The sequence below is a fragment of the Kribbella sp. NPDC023972 genome, from assembly GCF_040639075.1.
Lineage (GTDB): Bacteria > Actinomycetota > Actinomycetes > Propionibacteriales > Kribbellaceae > Kribbella.
Genome location: NZ_JBEZZH010000009.1, coordinates 250,232 through 274,492, shown reverse-complemented (window position 1 = coordinate 274,492; position 24,261 = coordinate 250,232). Strand labels below are relative to the sequence as shown.

At 68.5% G+C, this 24,261-nt stretch carries 19 protein-coding genes; 10 read left to right on the top strand and 9 right to left on the bottom strand.

Features of this window, described 5'->3' with window-relative positions:
- Positions 1–27 precede the first annotated feature (27 nt).
- From AB0F43_RS30820 to AB0F43_RS30800, 5 genes are all read left to right on the top strand, one after another.
- On the top strand, positions 28–678 hold the full coding sequence (locus tag AB0F43_RS30820; protein ID WP_360484656.1) for a glycosyltransferase family 2 protein: 651 nt from the start codon (positions 28–30) through the stop codon (positions 676–678).
- Positions 675–1,928, top strand: coding sequence for a DUF2064 domain-containing protein (locus tag AB0F43_RS30815; RefSeq protein WP_360484653.1), 1,254 nt, complete (start codon positions 675–677; stop codon positions 1,926–1,928). The genes AB0F43_RS30820 and AB0F43_RS30815 overlap by 4 nt, the downstream gene beginning before the upstream one ends.
- A 182-nt stretch (positions 1,929–2,110) precedes the next feature.
- A complete protein-coding gene (locus AB0F43_RS30810) occupies positions 2,111–3,328 on the top strand; it encodes a glycosyltransferase 87 family protein (RefSeq protein WP_360484650.1) in 1,218 nt (405 codons plus the stop codon).
- Positions 3,329–3,333: 5 nt separating this feature from the next.
- On the top strand, positions 3,334–4,182 hold the full coding sequence (locus AB0F43_RS30805; RefSeq protein WP_360484647.1) for a hypothetical protein: 849 nt from the start codon (positions 3,334–3,336) through the stop codon (positions 4,180–4,182).
- A 55-nt stretch (positions 4,183–4,237) separates the two neighbouring features.
- Positions 4,238–5,167: a threonine/serine dehydratase gene (locus tag AB0F43_RS30800; protein WP_360484644.1), complete on the top strand. Its 930-nt coding sequence runs from the start codon at positions 4,238–4,240 to the stop codon at positions 5,165–5,167.
- A gap of 162 nt (positions 5,168–5,329) precedes the next feature.
- On the opposite strand, the gene AB0F43_RS30795 is transcribed toward AB0F43_RS30800, so the two are convergent.
- Positions 5,330–6,781 (bottom strand): glycosyltransferase 87 family protein, encoded by a 1,452-nt coding sequence (locus AB0F43_RS30795; protein ID WP_360484733.1) that lies wholly within the window; start codon positions 6,779–6,781, stop codon positions 5,330–5,332.
- A gap of 35 nt (positions 6,782–6,816) precedes the next feature.
- Complete coding sequence (locus AB0F43_RS30790) at positions 6,817–7,398, bottom strand: hypothetical protein (RefSeq protein ID WP_360484641.1); 582 nt, start codon at positions 7,396–7,398, stop codon at positions 6,817–6,819.
- 140 nt (positions 7,399–7,538) lie between these two features.
- Between AB0F43_RS30790 and AB0F43_RS30785 the strand changes: the two genes are divergently transcribed.
- Entirely contained in the window at positions 7,539–8,918 is a 1,380-nt protein-coding gene (locus AB0F43_RS30785; RefSeq protein WP_360484638.1) for a serine hydrolase domain-containing protein, read from the top strand.
- 22 nt (positions 8,919–8,940) lie between these two features.
- Here the strand turns inward: AB0F43_RS30785 and AB0F43_RS30780 are convergent, their stop codons facing one another.
- A complete protein-coding gene (locus AB0F43_RS30780; protein ID WP_360484635.1) occupies positions 8,941–9,441 on the bottom strand; it encodes a MarR family transcriptional regulator in 501 nt (166 codons plus the stop codon).
- A gap of 40 nt (positions 9,442–9,481) precedes the next feature.
- Here AB0F43_RS30780 and AB0F43_RS30775 point away from each other — a divergent pair, with 40 nt between their 5' ends.
- Positions 9,482–10,498: an EamA family transporter gene (locus AB0F43_RS30775; protein WP_360484632.1), complete on the top strand. Its 1,017-nt coding sequence runs from the start codon at positions 9,482–9,484 to the stop codon at positions 10,496–10,498.
- On the opposite strand, the gene AB0F43_RS30770 is transcribed toward AB0F43_RS30775, so the two are convergent.
- Complete coding sequence (locus tag AB0F43_RS30770) at positions 10,485–11,177, bottom strand: hypothetical protein (RefSeq protein WP_360484629.1); 693 nt, start codon at positions 11,175–11,177, stop codon at positions 10,485–10,487. The two genes, AB0F43_RS30775 and AB0F43_RS30770, sit on opposite strands and share 14 nt — an antisense overlap.
- Positions 11,178–11,315: 138 nt before the next feature.
- Here AB0F43_RS30770 and AB0F43_RS30765 point away from each other — a divergent pair, with 138 nt between their 5' ends.
- A complete protein-coding gene (locus AB0F43_RS30765) occupies positions 11,316–12,341 on the top strand; it encodes a LacI family DNA-binding transcriptional regulator (protein WP_360484626.1) in 1,026 nt (341 codons plus the stop codon).
- Here the strand turns inward: AB0F43_RS30765 and AB0F43_RS30760 are convergent.
- The 5 genes from AB0F43_RS30760 to AB0F43_RS30740 are packed head-to-tail and all read right to left on the bottom strand — an operon-like array spanning position 12,317 to position 19,945.
- A complete protein-coding gene (locus tag AB0F43_RS30760) occupies positions 12,317–14,239 on the bottom strand; it encodes a beta-galactosidase (protein WP_360484623.1) in 1,923 nt (640 codons plus the stop codon). The genes AB0F43_RS30765 and AB0F43_RS30760 overlap by 25 nt on opposite strands.
- Complete coding sequence (locus AB0F43_RS30755; RefSeq protein ID WP_360484620.1) at positions 14,236–16,395, bottom strand: carbohydrate-binding protein; 2,160 nt, start codon at positions 16,393–16,395, stop codon at positions 14,236–14,238. The genes AB0F43_RS30760 and AB0F43_RS30755 overlap by 4 nt, the downstream gene beginning before the upstream one ends.
- Position 16,396: 1 nt before the next feature.
- Positions 16,397–17,302: a carbohydrate ABC transporter permease gene (locus tag AB0F43_RS30750; protein ID WP_360484617.1), complete on the bottom strand. Its 906-nt coding sequence runs from the start codon at positions 17,300–17,302 to the stop codon at positions 16,397–16,399.
- The gene (locus tag AB0F43_RS30745; RefSeq protein ID WP_360484614.1) at positions 17,299–18,297 is read right to left on the bottom strand and encodes an ABC transporter permease subunit; all 999 of its coding nucleotides are present in this window, start codon (positions 18,295–18,297) and stop codon (positions 17,299–17,301) included. Before AB0F43_RS30745 ends, AB0F43_RS30750 begins: the two co-directional genes overlap by 4 nt.
- A complete protein-coding gene (locus tag AB0F43_RS30740) occupies positions 18,281–19,945 on the bottom strand; it encodes an ABC transporter substrate-binding protein (protein WP_360484611.1) in 1,665 nt (554 codons plus the stop codon). The genes AB0F43_RS30745 and AB0F43_RS30740 overlap by 17 nt, the downstream gene beginning before the upstream one ends.
- Before the next feature lie 124 nt (positions 19,946–20,069).
- Here AB0F43_RS30740 and AB0F43_RS30735 point away from each other — a divergent pair, with 124 nt between their 5' ends.
- Together AB0F43_RS30735 and AB0F43_RS30730 are read left to right on the top strand one after the other, a co-directional pair.
- Positions 20,070–21,263 carry an ROK family transcriptional regulator gene (locus tag AB0F43_RS30735; protein WP_360484608.1) on the top strand — a complete coding sequence of 398 codons (1,194 nt, stop codon included), beginning with the start codon at positions 20,070–20,072 and terminating at the stop codon, positions 21,261–21,263.
- Between the two features lie 190 nt (positions 21,264–21,453).
- On the top strand, positions 21,454–24,246 hold the full coding sequence (locus AB0F43_RS30730) for a glycoside hydrolase family 3 C-terminal domain-containing protein (protein ID WP_360484605.1): 2,793 nt from the start codon (positions 21,454–21,456) through the stop codon (positions 24,244–24,246).
- Positions 24,247–24,261: the final 15 nt, after the last annotated feature.

The following is a 24,261-nucleotide window of genomic DNA, read 5'->3' as shown; positions in this document are numbered from 1 at the left end:
GCGGCCGATTGTCCCTACGGTCGAAGTGTGTCCGTCGATCTGATCCTGCCCTGCCTGAACGAGGCGGCGGCGCTGCCGTGGGTGCTCGGCCGGCTGCCCGCCGGGGTGCGTGCCGTTGTCGTCGACAACGGTTCGACCGATGGGTCGCCCGAGGTCGCCGCGAGGTACGGCGCGACCGTCGTGTCCTGCGAGGTTCGCGGGTACGGCGCTGCCTGCCACGCCGGCCTGCAGGCGGCGGAGGCCGACGTGGTCGCCTTCATGGACGCGGATGCGTCACTGGATCCGCAGCAGCTCGTGCGCGTGACGGCACCCGTGCACAGCGGCCGGGTCGACCTGATGGTCGGTCGGCGGCGTCCGGTGTCCAAGGACGCATGGCCGTGGCATCTGCGGCTGGCCAACGCGGAGTTGTCCCGCCTGATCAGGCGTCGTACCGGCGTCCGCCTGCACGATCTCGGCCCGATGCGCGCGGCGCGGCGGATCGAGCTGCTGGCGCTGGCCCTGCTGGATCGCCGATCGGGTTACCCGCTGGAGACCGTCGTACGAGCGGCGGACGCGGGCTGGCGGATCGCCGAGGTCGACGTCGACTACCTGCCGCGCTCCGGCCGGTCCAAGGTCACCGGTACGCCGCTCGGCGCGGCCCGGGCGGTCCTGGACATGTCGAGGGTGCTGTCCGGATGACCCGCGGGACGCTGATCGTCATCGCCAAGGAGCCGGTGCCGGGCCGGGTGAAGACCCGGCTCCAGACCGAGTTCACCCCGGACGAAGCCGCCGCGCTGGCCCGTGCCTCGCTCGCCGACACCCTGAACACCGTCCGCGCGGCCCGGGCCTCCCGTCGCGTGCTCGCCCTCGACGGTGATCCCGGCCCCTGGCTCCCGGACGGCTTCGATGTGGTCGCCCAACGCGGTGCCGGCCTGGACCAACGGCTGGCCGCCGCCTTCGAGGACGCCTTCGACGGTACGCCGATGCTCCTGGTCGGGATGGACACGCCACAGCTCACCACCGACCAGCTGAGCTTCGACTGGTCCGGGTACGACGCCGTCCTCGGACTGACCGAGGACGGCGGGTACTGGTGTCTGGGTTTGCCTGCACCGGATCGCCGCGCGCTGATCGGCGTACCGATGTCGACCGAGCACACCGGCCGGGATCAACTGCGCCGGCTCCGCGCACTCGGTCTGCGCGTGTTGCTGTTGCCGACGTTGCGCGACATGGACACACCCCGGGACGCCGCAGTGATCGCCGCCGCCTACCCGTCGTTGCGGATGTCACGCCTGTACCGGCGGCTGCGGCATGCGGCGCATCCGGGACTGCTGTTCGACCAGGCCCTCGGCGGTACGGCGCATGTCGTTGCTATCGGCACCGACGGGCGGACCGTACCGTCGTTGTCCGAGCTGGCACGCTGGCAGTCACCCGCCGACGACGTGGACCGGCTGGCTTTGAGCCGATGTGAAGGGCCAGTGCTGGACATCGGGTGCGGGCCGGGCCGGATCGTCACCGCCCTGGCGGAACGTGGTGTGCCAGCGCTCGGTGTGGACATCTCGCCCCGCGCGGTGTCCCTGACCACCTCGCGTGGGGCGCCTGCCCTCCGCAGGCCGGTGCACGATCCGCTGCCCGGTGAAGGGCGCTGGGGCAGCGTCCTGCTGATGGACGGGAACATCGGCATCGGCGGCGACCCGGCCGGCCTGCTCCGTCGGTGCGCCGAGCTGGTCCGTCCCGGCGGCCTGGTCCTGGTCGAGGTCGATCCGGACGACGACCTCGACGACACCGCGCCGATCGTCCTCCGCAGCTCGACCGGCCGCCGGTCCACCCCGTTGCCCTGGGCACGAGTCGGCACCCGCGCCCTGCTTCGCCACGCCCGGACCGCCGGGCTCCACCCCACCGAAGACTGGCGGACCACCCACCGAGCCTTCCTCACCCTCAGGGCTTCCTGATGCGCCGGACCGACCCCGCTGACGGGTTGTTTGACCACTGGCGGGTTGCAACACGTCAGTGGTCAAACAAGCCGCCACCGAGGATCGCGGCTCACCTGACTGCCGGTGGGGTGGCTGTTGGGGTTTGCTCGGGGGTGATTGGAGCGTCGGCTTGGCAGTGGTGGCCGAACCTGGTGCTCGTCGTGGGCAGTTTGCTGGTGATGGTCGTGGTGTGGCGGTTCGCCAAGGGGCTGAGTGTGCTGGGGGTGGTGGTTGTCGCGGCGATGTGTCAGCTGCCCGGGCTGACGCAGTCCCCGATCACCAGCACGGACGCGTACAGGTACGTCTGGGACGGGCGAGTGCAGTTGTCCGGCAGTTCGCCGTACTCGCATGTGCCGTTGGACGACGCGCTGGCGCGGTTGCGCGATCCAGTGCTGTTCCCAGGCTTGTCACCCGAGCAGCGATCAGGCATTACCGGTCCTCCGCACCTCTCAAAGGATCCGGCGGCGACCGCCGACGACCCGAGGACGCGCATCAACCGGCCCCAGGTGCCGACCATCTATCCGCCGGTGGCGCAGGCCTACTTCACCGTGGTCGCCTTCGTCACGCCCTGGTCGGCGGGCACCCTCGGCCTGCAGATCGCCGCCGCGCTGCTCGCTGTCGCACTCACCTGGCTACTCGCCGTGCAGGGCCGCGATCCCCGCTGGGCCGCGTTGTGGGGTTGGTCACCGATCGTCGCCCTCGAAGCCGGCAACGCCGCGCATGTCGACGTCCTCGCCGCCCTGCTGATCGTTGCCGCGGTCATCACCGCCACCCGGCGCCCGACGCTGGCCGGAATCCTGCTCGGTGCGGCCGCGAGCGTGAAACTCCTGCCACTGCTTCTGCTGCCGGCTTTCGGCAGACGTCAGTCGATCGTTGCCGCTGGCACCTTCATCGCGTCGTACCTCCCGCACGTGGTTGCCGCCGGCACTCTCGTCCTCGGCTTCCTGCCCGGCTACCTGACCCAGGAGGGCTTCGCCGACGGCAGTTCACGATCGGCGATTCTCGCGCTCCTGCTGCCTCCCGGGCAACGCCAGCTCGTCGCCGGGGTGCTCGCGGTCGCCTTCGCCGTACTCGCGCTTCGGCGGCAGCCGATCGCCGTCACCTGCTGCTGGCTGTACGGCGCCGCGCTGCTGATCGCGACCCCCACCTACCCGTGGTACGGCCTGCCTCTGATCGCGCTCGCCGTACTGGCCAAGCGGCCCGAGTGGCTCGCCGTACCACTCGCGTCGTACCTGGCCTATGCCAGCTTCGGGAACGACACGCGCCAGGGGCTGATCTACCTCATCGCGGCTGTCGTGGTCGTCACGGCGATCACAATCCGTCACCGATTCGCTGCGGTAAAGCAGTTTGACGAGCGGGTCGGGGCGAGCCAACACTGAGCGGCGTGACGAAACGCATTGCCCTCGCGACCTCGGCCGATCATCCCGAGCTGCACGAGCATGACCTCCCGCTCGTCGACGCGCTCCGTGCGGCCGGCCTCGACCCGGTCGCCGAAGTGTGGACCGACCCGTCGGTCGACTGGTCGGCGTACGACGCTGTCCTGCTGCGCTCGGTCTGGGACTATCACGTCCGGTACGACGAGTTCACCGAGTGGCTCGGCCTGGTCGACAAGGGCGGCGTACCGGTGTTCAACAACAGTGATCTGGTCCGGTGGAACGGCGACAAGCGGTACCTGGTCGAGTTGCGCGAGCGCGGGGTGGCGATCGTGCCGTCGCAGATCGCCGCGGGCGCATGCCTGCGCGAGGTGGTCGCCGGGCTCGACGGTCAGGAGATCGTCATCAAGCCGACCGTGAGCGCTTCCGCCCGGCACACGGTCCGCGGCGTCGCCGGCTCCGAGGAGCTGAGCCGGGCGATGGACGACCTCCCGGAGGTGGTTTATCTGGTCCAGCCGTTCGTACAGGAGATCGTGACCGACGGTGAGTGGTCGCTGATGTTCATCGACGGCGAGTTCACCCACGCCGTGGTGAAGCGCCCGGCAGCCGGCGACTTCCGGGTGCAGATGGAGTACGGCGGCGTGTCGGTCCTCGCCGAGCCGTCGCCCGACGTACTCGAGAGCGCCAAGGCAGCCCTGGAAGCCGCCGGTGCCGGTTCCCTCTACGCTCGCGTCGACGGCGTGGTCGTCAACGGCCGCTTCCTGCTGATGGAACTGGAGCTGATCGAGCCCTACCTGTTCCTGCCGGAGTTCCCGGCAGCCGCTCACAAGCTCGCCGCCGCTGTGGCCGACCGCGTCTAGTCTCGCGGCCGTGCCGGTGAGACTGGTACGGCGGACGGCACCTAAAGTCGGAGTCATGCCGACGTTCGTGGATATTCAGCGGGCCGCCGATCAGCTCGAGGGGCGGATTCACCGGACTCCGATTCTGACGTCGAGGGCGTTGGACGAATGGTTCGGCGGGACGATCCTGTTGAAGGCGGAGCTGTTCCAGAAGACCGGCAGTTTCAAGGTGCGCGGGCTGCTGACCAAGCTGCTCCGGCTCAGCGCCGAGGAGCGAGAGCGCGGTGTCATCACCGTCTCGGCCGGGAACGCGGCCGGCGCGCTCGCCTGGGCCGCCCGGGACGCCGGCGTACCGGCCACCGTGGTGATGGCGACGACCGCCGTACCGGCGAAGATCGCCGCGGCCCGTGGGTACGGCGCCACCGTCGAGCTCGTCGAGGGCGATCTGATGGCGCAGTACGAGCGGATCCGGGACGAGCGGAAGCTGACCGGCGTCCACCCGTTCGACGACGAGGACGTGATCACCGGTCACGCCAGCCTCGGCCTCGAACTGCTCGCGGACCGCCCCGACATCGGCACGGTCCTGGTCCCGGTCGGTGGCGGCGGGCTCATCTCCGGCGTCGCGCTCGCGGTGAAGCTGGTCAAGCCCGCGATCCGCGTGATCGGGATCGAGCCCGAGCAGGCGGACGTCGTCAGCCGTAGCCTCGCGGCCGGCGAACCCCAGAAGCTGCCGACCGCCCGATCCATCGCGGACGGCCTGGCCGCACCGGTCTGCGGCACGCGCAACTTCCCCATCATCCAGCAGTACGTCGACGACGTCGTACGCGTGAGTGAAGAGTCGCTCCTGGAAGCGACCCGCCTGGTGATGTCCCGTACCAAGCTGGCCTTGGAGCCGGCCGCGGCCGCACCCTTCGCGGCGCTGCTCGAAGGCAGCATCCAGCTGGAGGGCACGACCGCCTTCGTCGTCAGCGGCGGCAACCTCGACGTGTCGAAGCTGGTGCTCTAGGCGGTGTCTGACGGTTCAGCGCCGTAGCGAGCAGGTGCTCGGTGCGGTAGCTCGGCGTGCTGGAGCGAAGGCCTCGATGTGGTTCCATCGTGACCTTTGCTCCAGTGCGGCGAGATGCCGTGCCGAGTGCCGCGCAGTAGGCGGGGAACCGTCAGACACCGCCTAGGCCGGAGCCGGGGCGCGAGCGTCGGACGCGACGCCGTCGCTCGGGTCGTCGACCACGTCACCTTGGCGGACCGGGTCCTCCTCCGGCAGCAGGATGTCGCGCGACACCACCAGCATCAGCCAGAGCGTGCCGGCCATCCGCAGGATCACCGACAGCCAGTAGATCCGGTCCGGCTGGTCCGGGCTTCCGGGTGCGAGGAACTGGGCCAGATGCATCCAGACGAGCATCCAGTAGAAGCATTCGCACGCCTGCCAGATCAGCCAGTCCCGCAGCCGCGGCCGGGCCAGCGCCACCAGCGGCAGCAGCCACAGCACGTACTGCGGTGAGTAGACCTTGTTGATCAGCAGGAACGCCGCCACCACCAGGAAGGCGAGCTGGGCGAATCTGGGCGGCCGCGGCGCCATCAGGCCGAGGATCGCGATCGACAGGCACAGCCCGGCGAAGATCACGATGTTCAACTGGTTCACGTCCGCGACCTCGTGCTTGGCCAGTTTCAGCACGTACCAGATCGAGCCGTAGTCGCTCTCCCGCTGGTCGTTGAACGTCCAGAACGACATCCACTCGTTCTTGGCCAGCAGATAGATCGGCGCGTTGACCAGACCCCAGGCGACGATCGCGGCCACCGTCGCCTGGAACCACGGCCACAGCTTCCGGCCCCGCAGGCACACGATCAGCAGCGGCCCGAGCAGCAGGAACGGGTAGAACTTCGCCGCGGTCCCCAGCCCGAGCAGGATGCCGAACCAGATCGGCCGGCCCCGCGACCACGCGAACATGGCACCGGCGGTGAGCGCCACCGCGAACAGGTCCCAGTTGATCGTCGAGGTCAACGCCAGCACCGGCGCGGCGGCGACGTACAGAGCGTCCAGCGGCTGGCCACGGGCCGCGCCCGGGCGTTTCTCCACCCCGCGCGCGGTGGCGACGGTCAGGCCGACGATGACGAGCGCGCACAGGAACAGCATCACCACGTTGACCACGAAGAAGACACCCGCGGTGTCGCGCTTCTCCTCGACGGTCAGGTCCTTCTTCGGATCACCGGTGATCAGCCAGGTGACCTGCGCCGCGGCCTCCATGAACCCGCCGGTCAGCACCGGGTACTCGAGCACCGGGTAGTTGCCGGTGTCCAGGAACGGCCGGTTGCCCTCGGCGAACCCGCGCTCCTGGTACAGGAAGCCGATGTCGGAGTAGCACAGCGCCTTGAACGGACGCCAGCTCTGCCGGTCCCAGCCGGCGTCCATACACGGAGCCTTCTGCAGTACGCCGAGCGCGAACGTGACCGTGCACACCGCCAGCGCGATCCGCAGCGGCGTCCACCAGGACGAGCCCAGCCGGGCGAACCGTCCGGTCGGCCCACCGAGCCCCACCGTCAGGCCCGCGACGGACGGGTCGGCCTCCGACGGCGTCCGCCGGGACTGGGAGTCCTGGCTCTGTGGTCCGGTCACGGGGGGCATCATCTCCTATCCGCTCGACCGACGACCAGGGCAGGTTACCCACCCCTCCCCAGCGCCGCCAGCAGCGCATCACCATCCCGCCGTCCGACCTTGAGAAGCCACCAGCCAAGGATGCGCCCCCCAAATGGTTGGTGGGTTCTCAAGGTGGCGCCGATATTCACCTGCGAGGTGGTGCGGAGCTCTGGCGGGCCGGCGACCCGGGCGATGTGCCGGTGCCCGAGCTCCGCGACGTGGTCGACCGCTTCCGACATCGCCGTCGTACTGTCGGTCCAGACACAGGCCATCCCGTCGGCCAGGGACGGGTCGCCGACCAGGACGGTCGGCAGGCCGAGCTCCTTCAGCAGCGGAATCCGCGGGTCGGCGGCCTTGATGTCGACCACGACGACCCCGTCGACGCGCTTTTCCCGGGACCATTTCCGGTAGGCCGCGAGCTCTTCGTCGGATCCGGGACGGTCCGCAGCGCCAAGGCGTAGGAGCGCTCGCTGAGAACACCTTCCAGCCCGCCGACTTTCGGTCTTGTCGTCACTGAACCGGTCCAGCACCTTCTCATTTAATGAATCGAACCGGTCCAGTCGAATGCATTTACGCCCTTTCTTCCGGCCGGAGGACCGCGTCATACCAAGCACCGCGTCCCAGGTATACCCGCACCGGACCAGCTCTCAGCTAAATCTCTCCACTCGATTGCGCGGATTTGTTAGGGTTCCCGGATGCCTTCGCAGCGCCCCTACTGCCGCGCTCGACCCCGGCCGCCGCGGGGATGTCGTCCCCTTCGATCGCCGCGCTGCTGGACCGGCTCGAAGCACGATCCGTCGAGTGTCACTCCATCATGGTCGTACGCCACGGTCACGTCGTCGCCGAAGGCTGGTGGGCGCCGTACTCCGCCGAACGCCCGCACCTGCTCTACTCGCTGACCAAGTCGTTCACCTCGGTCGCCGTGGGGCTCGCGATCGGCGACGGGCTGCTCTCGCTGGACGATCGGGTGGTGGACGTGTTGCCCGACCACGTTCCGGCCGACATCTCGGAGCAGGGACGCCGCCTCACCGTTCACCACCTGCTGTCCATGACGGCCGGACACCGCACGGACAGCCTCACCGAAGCCTGGCAACTGGAACCGGACGACCTGGTGAAGGGCTTCCTGCGCGTACCGTTCTCCGAGCCTGAGGGAACCCGGCACACCTACGACAACGCGACCACTTTCGTCCTGGCTCGGATGGTGGAACGGGTCACGGGCCGCGGCCTGCCGGAGCTGCTCGACGAGCGCCTATTCAAGCCGATGGGCGTCGACGACGCCGAATGGGACCGGGTGGCGAGCGGTGCCGCGTTCGGATTCCACGGACTGCACCTGACGACCGAGGCCGTCGCCGCCTTCGGTGAACTGCTGCTGCGTGGAGGCGTTTGGGGAGACCAGCAACTCGTCCCGCGCGAATGGGTGCGGCTCGCGACCCGACGGCACATCGATACCCTGCCATTCAAGGACGGGTCGGGGGACGTCGACTACCTTTGCGGATACGGTTACCAGTTCTGGATGTCGCGTCACGGTTACCACGGTGACGGCTCCTTCGGTCAGCTCTGCGTGGTCGTCCCGTCGCGCGATCTCGTGGTCGGCGTGACCGGCGCCAATACGCAGCCGCAGGCAATACTCGACGCAATCTGGGAGTGCCTGCTGCCCGGCATGGACCCCGCGGACAGCACCCGGGACGACGAGATCCTCGCCGATCGGCTGCGGCGGCTGTCACTCGCGCCGGTGCCGGGTTCGGCCGCCCCGCAGCGTTCCGTCAAGGCGAGACTTGACGCCTCCGCCGAGGATTCGGCTCTGCCCGACGGAACCACGGTGATCGTCGATCCCGTGGACAGTGGATGGCTCCTGCGACTCGGGTCGTCCCTCGACGTCGAGGTCGGCCACGGCGAATGGCGGGAAAGTTCGCCGCTCGGCCGCCCTGTCGTCGCGGCCGGCGCCTGGCAGGGCAACACGTTCGTCGCCGAGCTTTACGTCATCACCACCCCGCACCGGGTTCGGCTGGTGGTCGACGCCGACGCGGGGACAGCGGTGGCGACGTGGAACATCGTGCCTTTGACCGGCCCCAGTCTGGCGTTGCATCTGCGGTCGCCGCTGATGACACGGCCCGACGTCGCGTAGGTGATGTGGGCTAGTAAGCACTTCAGTCGGTCGTGGGCTCCAAGGCGGCGAGCCAGGTGGTGAGCAGCTTCTCCAACTGCTCAGCCTCCTGCTGATCGAGCGCTTCGAGCAGTCGGCGCTCGTTGGCCATGTGAGCGGTGAACGCGCGGTCGAAGAGGCGTCGTCCGGCCGGGGTCAGCCGGACGACGCGGCCACGGCCGTCCTCATCGCTGCGCCGGCGTTGCACCAGACCGGCTTGTTCCAGCCGGTCCACCCGTTTGGTGACGGCGCCCGTCGTCACCATCGTGTGCAGCGCGATCTCGCCGGGCGCTCGCTCGTACGGCGTACCCGCGCGACGCAAGGCCGCGAGTACGTCGAACTCCCCCTCGGTCAGCCCGTACTTCGCATAGACCAGGGTCAGCTCGCCGGTCAGGTGGTTCGCGATCCGGTGCAGCCGGCCGATCACCCCCTGCGGACCGGTGTCGACGTCCGGCCGCTCGATCCGCCACTCCGCCTGGATCCGCGCCACATGGTCCTCGGTCACGATGCACAGTATATCTTCCCAGGAAGATATAGTAGTTTCCATGGAAAACACCTTCCGCTGGGTTCTCGTCACCGCGATCGCTCCGATCGCGTGGGGGACGAACTACTTCGTCACCCACGAGTACCTGCCGGCCGGTTATCCCTTGTACGGCGCGGTCGTCCGTGCCCTGCCCGCCGGGTTGCTGTTGCTGTGCATCGCCCGGCGCCTTCCGCGCGGCGCATGGTGGTGGCGTTCTCTGCTGCTCGGTGTCTGCAACATGGGCGCCTTCTTCGCTCTCATCTACCTCGCGTCGCAGTTGCTGCCGGTCAGCCTCGCGTCGACGATCATGTCCGCGTCACCGTTGACCATGGCGGGATTCGCGTGGGCGCTGCTTGCCGAACGCCCGACCCTTCCGGTGCTCGTCGGCGCCGCGGCCGGGATCGCCGGTGTCTACCTGATGCTCGGCGCCGGGGCGTCGGGGGTGGATCTCCGCGGCGTCGCCGCCTCCCTGGCCGCGATGACGATGTCGTCGTGCGGGTACGTCCTGGCGAAGAAGTGGGGAGGCACCGACGGTCCGCTGGCCACCACCTCCTGGCAACTCATCGCCGGTGGGCTGGTGCTGATCCCCTTCGCCATCGTGATCGAGGGCACGCCGCCGAGCCTCGACCGGTCGGCCGCCGGCGCGTTCGCGTACGTCAGCCTGATCGCCACCGCGTTGGCCTTCACCGCGTGGTTCGTCGGTCTCCGCCACCTCACCACCGCCACGGTCGGCCTCATCGGCCTACTCAACCCGTTGACCGGCGCCGTCCTCGGACTGACGCTGTCCGGCGACACGCTCACCATCCCGCAGGGGCTCGGGATGGTGCTGGTCCTTTTCGGCATCACGCTCGCTCGCCCGCGACGCGAGCTGACCCCGGCATTCACTGTCGACCACGGTCCGGTGCGGCTGAGCGTCATACCCGCAGAGTCTGTGGGGCAACCCGCATCCTCCGCCGCACCTACAACTGATCCCCACGCCCGGCAGCTGCTCCGAGCGTGGGGAATCAGGTCGGGACCGGGTTGGGTCAGGAGGAGCTGACGGAGAAGGAGTTGGAGGCGAAGTTGAGGCCGCCGGACGAGGAGGTGATCTCGAAGCCGAACTGGACTTCACTGACGGTGGCGTCGCCCATCCAGCCGCGGCCACGGATCCAGTTCAGGACGGCTTTGATGTCGACCGAGCCGGCGTTGATGTTGGAGGTGCGGATGAAGGAGAAGACCGCGTTCGCGCCGTTGCTGCCGCGGTAGATGTCCCAGGTGTGGCCGCCGACGCTGGCGGTGGCCTGCCGGGAGCCGATCGGGCCGACGGCACCCTGCTTGTTCATCCAGATCATGATCTCGTAGGCGTTGTTGTCGGCCCAGATGTCGTACGTCGTCGCATAGGCACCGCTACCGGGCCGGGACACGTTGAAGTTGCTGGTCAGCGACCCGATGGCGCTGACTCGCCTGCCGATGTAGCGGGCGGAGTGGGGATACGACTTCACGCCGCCGGTGTTCGGGTGGTTGGCCCAGACACCCCAGTTGCTGTAGGAGTTGGCCCAGATGGTCTGCGGGCCGGCGCCGCCGCCCCAGACGTTGTTGCGGACCGTGTAGCCACCGTTGGACCAGGTGCCCCACTTGTCCGAGGACGCCCAGGCCGCGGCCTGGGCGGGTACGGCGGCCACCAGGCCCGCCGCGACTACTGTCACCACTGCGACCACTGCTTTCCACCACTTTGTCATTGCTGTTCCTCTCATCCGTGGGCGTTGAGATGATGCAGGGGCTTGACACAGGGGAATTCCCGACTCGACGCTGTTGCTGCGAGTCGAAGCGCTTCGACTGAGGTATGACTGGACGAACCAAAGAAAAGGAGCACCACGATGGTCACGATCGCGGACGTCGCCCGGCACGCCGGGGTCGCGGCCAGCACGGTCTCCTACGTACTCAGCGGGAAGCGGACGATTTCCTCCGACACCCGCGAACGGGTCCAGCGCAGTGTCCGCGCGCTCGGCTACCGGCCGAACGCGAGTGCCCGCGCGCTCGCCAGCCAGCGGTCCAACGTGCTCGCACTGGTGATCCCGCTGCGCACTGGCATGCACGTCCCGGTGATGATGCAGTTCGCCGCCGCGGTCGTGACCACGGCCCGCCGGTTCGACCACGACGTACTGCTGCTGACCGCGGACGAAGGACCGGACGGTCTGGAGCGGGTCGCGCAGAGCTCGCTCGTGGACGCGCTGGTGGTGATGGACGTCGAGCTGCACGACGAGCGGGTTCCGGTCCTGCGGGAGCTGCCGATGCCGTCGGTGCTGATCGGGTACCCGGCCGATGCCGAGGGCCTGACCTGTATCGACCTCGACTTCGTTGCCGCCGGCGCCCATTGTGTCGACCACCTGGCCGACCTCGGGCACCGATCGCTCGCCTTGCTCGGTACGCCGTCCGCCGTGTACGAACGCCAGACCGGCTTCGCGCAACGCACCTTGACCGGATTCTCCGAAGCGGCCGAACGACGGGGTGTCCTGGGCGTCGAGACCCCTTGTGAGCACACCTTCGACGCGATCCTCGGCACGGTCGAGCAGCTGCTGCGCGACCACCCCGGCATCACCGGCCTGGTGGTGCAGAACGAGCCGATCATCGGCCCGCTGCTCGACGTCCTGCGGCGACTCGGACGCCGTGTCCCCGAGGACATGTCCCTGATGGCGATCTGCGCGGACGACGTGGCCGAGCGGCAGGTCCCGCAGCTGTCGTCGGTCACGATTCCGGCGGAGCGGATCGGCGGACAGGCAGTCGAGTCGCTGATCGCCAAGTTGGAGGGTGGCGACGTACCCGAGCTGACCCTGCTCCCGCCGAAGCTCATCGCCCGCGGCAGCACCTGCGAAGCCCCTCACGGCGACCTCACCACGGCGTAACCGCCGGCCGGCAACGACAGCGAGCCGTCCACGGCGGCTCCTGAAATCAGCTCGACCCCCTCAGCGGGTACGACGACCTCCGCGTCGCCGTGGTTGAGCAGGAACGTCCACGTGATGTCGCCCGAGCGGCGGCGTACCGTTTCCACCTCCGACGAGGACAGACCGAAAAGGCCGGCGGCGGTGTCGAAATCCACTGAGGTCGAGATATACCAAGCGGTCCCGGCGCCGACCTGTCGTCGGGTGATCGCAGGCTTCCCGTCGAGCACTCCCCCGACGTACCGATCGACCACCTCGGCCGACACGGCCTCCACGTCCTCGCTCCACACTCGCCCCCGACCACCGGACGACAGCTCCACTACACCGTCCGCGGGCAGCGGATGAAACTCCTCCACCCGCACCCCGAGCAGCGACGCGAAAGCGCCCGGATACCCCCCGAGCCGCACGCGTACAGAGGGGTCCACGATGCCACTGAAGTATCCGACCACCAACTGCCCGCCGCCCTCTACATACGCCGCGAGCGACGCGGCCGCCTCATCGCTGATCAAGTACAACGACGGCACCACCACGAGCCGGTACGCCGACAAGTCCGCCGAAGGAGCCGCGAAGTCGACCGTCACACCGGCACGCCAGAAGTGCCGATGCGCATCCTGCACAGCGGAGAGATAGTCGAGTGAGGATGACGGCAGGTGCGTCCCCTGCATCGCCCACCAGCACTCGACATCCCACAAGACGGCAACGTCGGCGACAACCTCCGCGTCCGCCACTTCAGCCAGCGAAGGCAGCTCCGCGCCCAGGGCTGCGACCTCGCGGAACACCCGCGAGGACGCGCCGGCGTGCGGCACCAGAGCCGAGTGGTACATCTCCGCCCCACCCCGCGATGCCCGCCACTGGAAGAACAGCGCTCCACCCGACCCGCGCGCGATGTGCGACAGACTGTGCCGCGCCATCCGCCCCGGCTCCTTCGGATGCAGCCGCTGCCCGTCGTTCAGCGCTCCCGCAGCCTGCTCCATCAGCAGCCACGGCTTCCCACCGGCCCACGACCGGGCGAGATCGGCGCCGAACGCGGTCTGCTCCTCGGCGCCTCGATCCGTCCGGCTCGGATAGTGGTCGATGGCAACCACATCGACGGCGGACGCCCACTGGGCATGGTTGACGGGAACCCAACCACCGAAGACGAAGTTCGTGGTGATCGGCAACGGCGACCGTGCCCGGATCTCCGCCTTCTGCTCGAGAAACGCGGCCAGCAACTCGTCCGACCAGAACCGCCGGTAATCCAGGAAGTGGGTCGGATTCACCAGGTACTGCGTACGACGCGGCGGCTGAATGTCCTGCCAGTCGGAATATCCCTGGCTCCAGAAGGCCGTCGTCCACGCATCGTTCAGCCGATCGAGCGAGCCGTACCGTTCCCGCAGCCACGAGCGAAACCGCTCGGCCGCCAACGAGCAATGACACGTCGTCCCGTACTCGTTGTGCACGTGCCAAAGAGCCAGCGCCGGATGATCGTGATACCGCTCAGCCAGGACCCGAGCGATGCCTGCCGCCGCCGAACGGTAGGCCGGCGCGCAAGCGCAGTACGTGTCCCGGCTCCCATGCGTCAGCCGTACGCCGTCGGCCATCACCGGCAACGCCTCCGGATGCAACCGGCTGAACCACGGCGGCGGGGAAGCGGTCGGCGTGGCCAGGTCCACACTCACACCGGCGTCGTGCAGCTGGTCCAGCACGCGGTCCAGCCAACCGAACTCGTAGACTCCGGGCGACGGCTCGAGACTCGACCAGGAGAAGACGCCGACGGTGACGAGGTTGACGCCGGCCTGACGCATCAGGTCGACGTCCTCCTTCCACACCGCTGGATCCCACTGCTCCGGGTTGTAGTCGCCGCCGTACCAAAGTCGCGTCATACCGGCTCCCCGTACGGAATGCCGAACCCGTTCGTCGAGATGTAGACGCGACCGTAGACGCGCGGGTCGCCGGTGATCGCCGCACCGGTCCACGCGTACTGATGCCGGTCGTCGTTCACCCGCACCCACGAGCGGCCGCTGTCGTCGGACCGGAAGATCCCACGAACCCCGCTCACCTTGCCCGACGTGTAGACCGCCATGTCGGACCGACCACGCGCCGCTTTGCCGAAGCCGACCGTATGCGCCTCCTCGATGGTCGCCACCGGCAAGAACGTCAGCCCCCGGTCGACCGAGCGATACAACCCGCCCGCACCGGCCGCGAGCCAGCAGTGCCCGGCCCGATCCAGCACGGTCTCCAGCTTCCCCGCCCCAGTCGGCAGCCCGGTCGCCGTGACCGAGAAGGTGGCACCGCCGTTCGTGCTCGCGTACGCCGTACCCGTCGCCGGATCGAAGGCATAGAACAACCGCGCGTCAACCCGATCGCCGACAACCGCACTGTTGACCGGCAGATTGTCGACAATCGTCCACGTGGTCCCCCGGTCGCGCGAGTAGTGCGGCGGCACGTCACCCGGTGCCCATAGCAACGTTCGGGCGTCGGCACTGACCGCGATCTGTCCTGTCTGCGTCAGGCCGGCCGGCTCACCCAGGAAGGGCTGCCACGACACCCCGGCGTCGGTCGAGTACGCACCATGCTCGCCGGCCCCGGCGTTGGCCAGCCGGACGACGAAACCGGGTGACAGCGCCGCGTAGTCGAGACTCGGTGACGTCCCACTGACTGGATTCGACGCCTGTCCGTCCGGCGGTACGACGTCCAGCCGGTCGTGTCGATACACGCCGATGTCGCCGAGTGCGCTGATCAACGGCGGCCCCCAGGGCGGACTGATCAGATCGAGTACGGCGGTCTCCTCCAGCCCCTGCGCCCGCACCGACCAGTGCGTACTGCGACCAGCCTCGGCCTCGGTGACGTCGTCCGTGCCGAAGATCGTCGCACCGGTGACGTACAGCACCTTGTCCGAGTCGAACGGATCGATCGAGATGTCCCCGATCATCCAGCCCAGCTTGGGCGTGCCGTGGAAGTTCAGGTACGGCGCTCCGGACGTGTCCAGCTCGATCCGCTCAGCGATCGAGTGCCAGGTACTGCCGCCGTCGACCGACCGGAAGATGTCGTCGACCGGACCCCAGCGACTCATGGTCGACACCATCACCGTGCCCGGACGACGTGGATCCGTCGCGAGACCGGCGTACCCGAAACCGGCCTCACCGCCGGTGTTCGGCCGGAGCGGCGTGATGTCGGTCCACCTACCGGTCGCGGTGTCCAGTTTGTGAACGGCGCCGTCGTACATCTCGTACGGTCCGGGCCGGTCGCCGTAGGTCAGATAGATGTTGCCGTCGGCCCCTAATTCGCCGTGGTGCGGCAACAGTCCGGTCGGCTGCCCCGGCACCGGCGCCCAGGTCCGGCCCGAGTCGGTGCTGCGATACAGGCCGGCCGCCGGGTCCGCTACGCCGGCGTAGACCGTGCCGTTCCGCGGGTCGAAGAAGACGAAGCCGATGCCGATTCCGGCCGTGCCGGTGGCCGGGAAGCTGTCGACCCGTGCCCAGCTCCTGCCTCGGTCGGCGCTGCGCCACAGGCCGTGGCCGCGGGTGCCGAGGAACAACACCCGGCCGTCGCGGGGGTCGACCACGAGTCGCTCGCCCATCGAGCGGCCCGGTTCGTTGCCGCCGAGTTTGAACGGCAGGTCGGTCCGGCGGAAGCTCCGGCCCTGATCGGTGGAGATCAGGATCGCGGCGTTGCTCGGCGCCCAGTCGCTGGTGTAGGTGCCGACGGCAAGGTACAGGCGATCAGGATCCGCGGGGTCCAGCGCGAGGCTCTCGACCCCCGTCCAGTTCCACTCGTCCCAGCCGAGCCAGTGCAGCAACTGCACCCACCGCTGCGTCCGGTTGTCGAAGCGCGCCGCTCCCCCGATGTCCGTTCGTGCGTAGACGAGTCCACGTTTCCGCGGGTGGTGGATGATCCCGGTGACGAACCCTCCACCGACGATCTCCACGTTCCGCCATCGGTACCTGGTCGACTCAGTCGCCTCGGCCCGACCAGCAGTCGCGGCGACCAGCGCCGTACCGGTGCTCAGGGCAAGGAAGTGCCTGCGTGGAAGAGACATGTCACCCCTTGACTGCGCCGATGATGACGCCCTTGGTGAAGTGGCGCTGGATGAACGGGTAGACCAGCAGGACCGGGACGATCGCGATCACCACGATCGCCATCTTGATCGCCAGACCAGGCGCCGGCGCCAATCCGAGGCCGACGCCAGTGGCCACTCCGCCGGCGCCGGTGGGCAGTGCCTGCTGTTCGACGATGTACGTCCGAAGCACCATCTGCAACGGCCACTTGTTGTTGTCGTTCAGGTAGAGCAGCGCATTGAAGAACGCGTTCCAGTAGCCGACCGCGTAGAACAGCCCGACCACGGCCACGACCGCCTTCGACAGCGGCATCACGATCCGGCGCAGGATCGCGAACTCTCCCGCTCCGTCGATCCGCGCACTGTCGATCAACTCGGCCGGGATCGCCATGAAGAACGCCCGCATCACGATCAGGTTGAACGCCGACACCGCGGTCGGCAGAATCAGCGACGCGTAGCTGTCGATCAGCCCGAGCGAGTTCACCAGCAGGTAGCTCGGGATGATGCCCGGCCCGAACAGGAACGTCAGCAGGACGACGAACAGCAACGGCCGGTGGAACAATGACCCCGGCCGGGACAGCCCGTAAGCCGCCAGCACGGTGACCCACAGGCTGAACGCCGTACCGATCAAGGTGATCAGCACGCTGATCACCAGGGCCCGCGTGACCACCCCACCCGACAGCAGTTGCACGTACGCCGCGATCGTCAGGTCCCGCGGTACGACGACCAGCCCGCCGGCCTTGGTCACGGCTTCGGTGCTGGACAGACTCGTGACGACCACGACGTACAGCGGAAACGCGACCGCGAGTGCGATCAGGGCCAGCACCACCGGCTTGCCCACCCGGCCGACAGCGGTCGGCTCTTCCTCCCAGACGGCTCTTGTCGTCATGAGCGCGAATACACCCCCTGCTCGCCCACCATGTGAGCGAATCGGTTGGCCACCAGGACCAGGACGAGCCCAACGACACCCTTGAACAGGCCGGCGGCGGCGCCGTACCCGAAGTCGCCGACGAGCAGGCCCTGGTAGTAGACGTACGTGTCGAGCACCTCGGCGGCATCCGCGCCGACCGCGCTGCGCTGCAGGATGAACTGCTCGAAACCGACCGTCAACGCGTCACCCAGCCGCAGGATGAGCAGCAGCACGATCACCGGCCGCAGTCCCGGCAGCGTGATGTGCCACAGCCGGCGCCAGCGGTTCGCGCCATCGGCCGCGGCCGCCTCGTAGAGCGCCGGGTTGATCGTCGACAACGCCGCGAGGAACACGATCATCCCCCAGCCGGCGTCCTTCCAGATCGACTGCGCGGTGACCAGCAGGATGAACGTGTCCGGCCTGGTCATCAGATCGACGGCCTGGTAGCCGTTGTTCCGCAGCGACTGCGCCAGCAGCCCGCCACCGCCGATCATCTGCTGGAACAGCGACACGACCAGTACCCACGAGAAGAAGTGCGGCAGGTACACGATGCCCTGGATGACGTTGCGGAGCTTGGCCGACAACACGCTGTTCAGCAGCAACGCCAGCGCGATCGGAATCGGGAAGAAGAACACCAACTGGACGGCGGTGATCGTCAGCGTGTTGGCCGCCGCCTGCCAGAACGCCGGCTCGGAGAACATCCGGCTGAAGTTGGCGAAGCCGATGAACTCACTGCCGCGGATCCCGACGTACGGCGAGTAGTCCTGGAACGCGATCACATTGCCCAGAGTCGGGAAGTAGTGGAACACCCCGAGCAGCACGACCACCGGCAGCACCATCAACAGCAGCGGCCAGTCCCGCGCCCACCGATGCCGCAGGCTCGCTCCACCTCGCGGACGCTTCCGTCGCGGCGCCGGCGGACGCTTCGCTTCAGCCGGCGCCGTACTCACAGGATTCTTAGCGACCGTTGTCACTGAGCACCTTCGCGTAGAAGTCCCGGCCCTCGTTGCCGCCGTTGGTCTGCCATTCCTTGATCGCGGCTTTCAGCTCGCTGACCGGGCGGCGGCCGCGGTAGATGTCCTGCAGCTTGTCGTCGAACGGCTGGTTCAGCGCTGCCATCTTGGCCGGCTGCTCGACCCGGATCCCGTCGAAGAGGTTCTTCTCTCGGACCTTCGCAGCGGCGTTCTGCCAGGCACTCATCGACTCGACATACCCCGGGTACTCGCTCTGGGTGATGGCCACCGGCCGGCCGCCGAGGAAGATGTAGGTCTGCGACACCTCCTTCTGTCCCAGCGCGGTGAGCTTCGGCGCACCGGACGGCTGTTTGGTGTAGTGCTTGCCCTCCTGCCCGTAGTTGTAGAGCTGGTACTCCTCGGTGCCGAACGGAGCGGAGGTGTAGTTGAGAACGCCGAGCAGCTCCTTCACGCGAGCCTCGCCGAGCCCCTTCTTCACGAAGGTGAAGATGCCGGCGGGATCGCCGCCCCAGGTGATCGGCGTCCCGCCGTCGTGTGCGAACGGCATGACCGGCTGGGGGTTGAACTTCGGGTTGACCGTCTGCTGCCGCTGCAGCGACTCGCCCCAGCCACCCAGCCCGTTCTGCCGGATCAGGAACTTGCCGCCCTCGAACAGCGCGTTCTCATCCGCCGAGTTGGCAACCACCTCGGGGTGCACGTAACCCGACTGGAACAGCTTCCGGATGAACGCCACCGCCTCCTCGAACTGCGGCGTCTCGAGCCCTCGCACCAACTTGCCGCTCGGGTCCTTGCTCCAGCCGCCCGGCACCCCGAACGCCCGGTGGATCTCGTCGGCGACCGACCCGAACGCCCACCGGCCCGCCTTCGGGTCGGTCAGTTGCTTGCCCAGCGCCAGCAGGTCGTCGGCGTTCTTCGGCGGCTCCGCGCCGAACTGGTCGAAGATGTCCTTGCGGTACATCATCATCCAGGGGAAGCCGTCCGAGGGGAACGGCACCGCCTTGAGCTGGTTGTTCCAGACGCCGTACGCCCAGGCCCTGGTCGGCAGGTTGGCGAGCATCGGGTAGGCCGACGCCTTGTCACCGGCCAGGTACGGCGTCAGGTCCTCGAACAGCTTGTCCACGGCCTGGCCGAACCGGGTCAGCGAGGCGATGTTCCAGCCCGGGATGCAGAGCAGCTCCGGCACGTTGCCCGCCGCAAGGATCGGGCCGAGCTTGTCACCGTAGTCGTTGCCGTTCAGGATGTTGAACCGGACCGGCGCGCCGATCCGCTCGTTGTTCACGTCGTAGTAGCTGTTCTTGCCGAGCCCGGGCGGCGGCGGGCTCCACAGCGGGGTCATGGCGGAGACTTCCTTGCCGCTGGTGACCGCCTTGTCCGGCACGGCCCGCTTCAGCTCGGCCGGGTACTTGGTGAACCCCGGCGAGGCGCCGTTCTCACCCGGCAGGTCCGGCTTGACCGACTCGTACGGGATGTACTTCGGCAGCAACCCGGACAGCTTGTCCTCGGTCTCGGCCCGGCCCCCGGTCGATGACCCGGAGCCGCCGTCCGAGCAACCGGCCAGCGTGACGCCGCCGGCGGCCGCCGCGGCACCCGCGCCGAGCAGGGAGATGAACGTCCGGCGGCTTGTGTTGCCGCCCACTGATCCGGTCACGATGGCTCTCCTGGATTTCTTGGCCTAGAATTAGTTGGGCTGGTAGCCAAACAAATTAACGCAGACACGAGAGCACGACAAGGTGTAGAACTGAGTCCACTGGACGAGCCGAACGGAACGGACCTTGACCACACAGACCGCGGACCACACGGACATCCGCGCCACCAACCTGGCCGCCGTGCTGGGTTTCCTGCGCCGCCAGGCGCCGTGCTCGCGGGCCGCGATCGCGTCCGGGACCGGGCTCAACAAGGCGACTGTGACGAGTATCGTGTCCGACCTGCTCGACCGCCGGCTGGTCCGCGAGACCCAGCAGACCCAGAACCATGTCGGCCGGCCCGCGACCCTACTCGTCCTGGACGGATCGGCGTACGCCGCGATCGGGATCGAGGTCAGCGCGCGAGGTCTGACCGCACTCGCCTACGACACCGCCGGCGAGCAGGTGCTGCGCTGGCACCGCGCGGGGCCCGGTGTCGACGCGGGGCCTGCGAAGACTGTCGCCGCGGTGGCAGCACTGGCCCGGCGTGCGATCACGACCGTGCAGTCGTCGAGCCGGCGAGTGCTGGGCATCACCGTGGGTGTGCCCGGATTGGTGAACCGGGACGGTTCGGTCGTACTCGCTGCTGGTCTGGGCTGGCGCGATGTGCCGCTGCAGGCAGACCTCGCGGCCGCGCTCGGGCGGCCGGACATCCCGGTGACGGTCGACAACGACGCGTCGCTCGCCGTACTGGCCGAACATCTCTACGGGCCGCTGGCCGGCTCCGAGAATCTCATCCAACTCGCCGGCGACACCGGAGTCGGCGCCGGCATCATCGTCGACGGACGCCCACTCAAAGGACACCTCGGGTACGTCGGTGAGATCGGCCATCTCCGCCTGGTCGCGGACGGGCCGCTCTGCGGCTGCGGGCGTCGCGGCTGTCTGGAGGCGCTCGCCAGCCTGCCGGCGATCCTGTCGCGGATCGACGGGCTGACCGACCCCGATCCGCAGATCCAGCTCGACTACCTCATCCGCCGAGCCGACGACGGCGAGGCGGCGGTCACCAAGATCCTCAGCGAGGCCGGCACCCATCTGGGTCACGGCGTCGCCGCCCTCGTCAACATCCTCAACCCGGAGTACGTCGTGCTCGGCGGCGCCTACGCCCTGCTGGCTCCGCACCTCTCCCCCGCCATCACGAAGGCGCTGCACGAGTCCGCCATCGCCCCGGAAGCGGGCGGTTGCACCGTCGTCGCGTCGACCTTCCCGCACACCGCGACTCCCCTCGGCGCCACGGCTCAAGCGCTCGCGCCGTTGACGACTGGCCACCTGCCCAGTCCTTTGTAAACAACGGAAAGCGTCTGCCAGGTCTTGACCAGTCCGGCTGGGGATGCAACCCTCTTGATCACTCCGTCGTAGTACGGCCATCACTGGCCGAGACGGCTTTTTTCGCCCAGACCGTCGAAGCGCTTCGATCGACCGCCCGCGGTGAGCGGTCGAAGCGCTTCGACGCACAGCCGCAGTGGAGTCGACGCCGATGAGCACTCCCGCCCAGAACCCACCGTTCCGCGACCCGGCGCGGCCGCTGCGGGAACGGCTCGACGACCTGCTCGCCCGGCTGACCACCGGCGAGAAGCTGGCTCTGCTGCACCAGCATCAGGCGCCGGTCCACCGCCTCGGCCTGGACCTCTTCCGGACCGGCACCGAGGCTCTGCACGGCATCGCCTGGCACGGACCTGCCACCGTGTTCCCGCAGGCCATCGGTCTGGCCACCACCTGGAACCCGGACCTGGTCCGCGCCATCGGCTCCGCGGTTGGCGACGAGGTCCGCGTCTTCCACCAGAAGGACCCCGCCGCGGTCGGTCTGAACGTCTGGGCGCCGGTCGTGAACCCCCTCCGCGACCCCCGCTGGGGCCGCAACGAGGAGGGGTACGCCGAGGATCCCTGGCTGACCGGGGTCATCGCCACCGCGTACGGCCGCGGCCTGGCCGGCGATCACGCCACGCGGCTGAAGACGGCCCCGACGCTCAAGCATTTCCTTGCCTACAACAACGAGACCGATCGCTGCACGACCTCGAGCAACCTGCCGCCCCGCGTGCTGCACGACTACGAACTGCCCGCGTTCCGCGCCCCGATCGACGCCGGTGCGGCCGTTGCGGTCATGCCGTCGTACAACCTGGTGAACGGACGGCCCGCGCACCTGAGCCCGCTGATCAACGACGTGCTGCGCGCGTGGACCGACGACGACCTGCTTGTGGTCAGTGACGCGTACGCGCCGGCGAACCTGTACGGGCTGCAGCAGTACCACCCCGACGGCCCGACCGCGTACGCCGCCGCCCTCAAGGCCGGTGTGGACAGCTTCACCCAGGACGACAAGGATTCCGGACCGTCGATCGAGAAGCTCACCGAGGCGATGGACCGCGGCCTGATCACGGTCGCCGACGTCGACACCGCGGTCCGGCACGCACTCGCGATCCGCTTCCGGCTCGGCGAGTTCGACCCGGCCGAGCTCGACCCCTACCGTTCGCTCGAACCTGACCTGGTCAACTGCCCTGCCCACCGCCAGCTCGCGCACGAGGCGGCCCGGCAGTCGATCGTGCTGCTCAAGCACGAGTGCCAGGTACTCCCCCTCAACGCCTCCGCCATCAAACGCCTCGCCGTCATCGGGCCGCTCGCCAACACGCTCTCGGCCGACTGGTACGCCGGGACCCTGCCGTACCAGATCACCGCGTTCGACGGCCTGGTCGAACGACTGGGCGAGGACCGGGTCGAGTACTGCGAGGGCGTCGACCGGGTCGCGCTCCGCGTCGCCGGCTCGACGTCGTACCTCACCATCGGGGCGGACGGCGTACTGCGGGCCGACGAGGACGAGCACAAGTGGTTCGACCTGTTCGACTGGGGTGGTGACGCGTGTGCGCTGCGGGCGGTGCGGAACGGGCAGCACCTGACCGTCACCGATGACGGCTCGTTGGTGGCGGATCAGCCCGGCCCGAACGGGTGGGAGGTGAAGCAGACCTTCCGCCTGATCGAGACGGCCGGCACGATCCGGGTGCTGCACCTGAACAGCGGTCGCTTCCTGCACGTGGACGGCGCGGTCAGCCTCAGCGAGTCCGGCACGGACTTCGAGCTCGAAGTGCTGGTCGACGGTGCCGCCGAAGCTGCGAAGGTGGCCGCGCGGGCCGATGTCTCGATCGTTGTCCTCGGCAACCACCCGATGGTCAACGGCCGGGAGACCGAGGACCGCCGTGACCTCGACCTGCCGAAGGCCCACGACCGCCTCCTCCGTTCCGTGCACGCGGCGAACTCGCGGACGGTGCTCGTGGTGACCAGCAGCTACCCGTTCGCTGTCGGGTGGGCGCAGCAGAACCTCCCGGCTCTGCTGTGGTCCGCGCATGGCGGGCAGGAATACGGTCGCGCGCTGGCCGACGTACTGTTCGGCGACGCGGATCCCGCTGGTCGCTTGACGCAGACCTGGTACCACTCCGCCGCCGATCTGCCGGACCTGCTCGACTACGACATCATCGCGACGGATGCGACGTACCTGTACTACCGCGGCATGCCGCTGTACCCGTTCGGCCACGGGCTCAGCTACACCACTTTCGCGTACGGCGATCTGCGCCTCAGCTCGGCCTCGATCCCGGCGGACGGCGAAGTGCGCGTCACGTTCACGGTGACGAACACCGGTACTCGGGCGGGCAGCGAAGTCGCGCAACTCTACACGCACCAGCAACGCTCACGCGTCAAGCAACCGTTGCGGCAGTTGCGTGGCTTCCGGCGACTGTCGCTGCTCCCTGGTGAGAGCACCGACGTCGAGCTGACCATCGCCGCGTCCGACCTCGGCTTCTGGGATGTGACCAGGGATCGCCACTGCGTCGAGACCGCCCGGCACAGCATCATGGTCGGCCGCTCCAGCACCGACACCCGGCTCGCCGCGACCCTCGACGTCCAAGCCGAACGCATCCCACCGCGCTCGCTCGACCACCTCGCCGCCACCAGCTTCGACGAGTACTCCGCGATCACGCTGACCACCGCGGCACCCGACCGCGGCGACGCCGTCATCTCACTCGAACCCGGCGCCTGGCTCTCGTACGACGACATCGAGCTGAGGCGTACGTCGTACCAGGCCTCCGTCGCCAATCGAGGCACCACACCGGCGACCATCGAGCTACGACTGGACGACCCGTTGCACGGCGAGTTGCTCGACACTCTGCAGGTCCAGCCGTCCTCGCAGCTGGCCTACGTCTCCGGGGAAGTCGCGCAGACCGGCGTCCACACGCTCTATGTGGTCTTCTCCGCGGGTGACGTCGTACTGGAAGCGCTGACCGTGTGACTGCGCCAGTCCAGG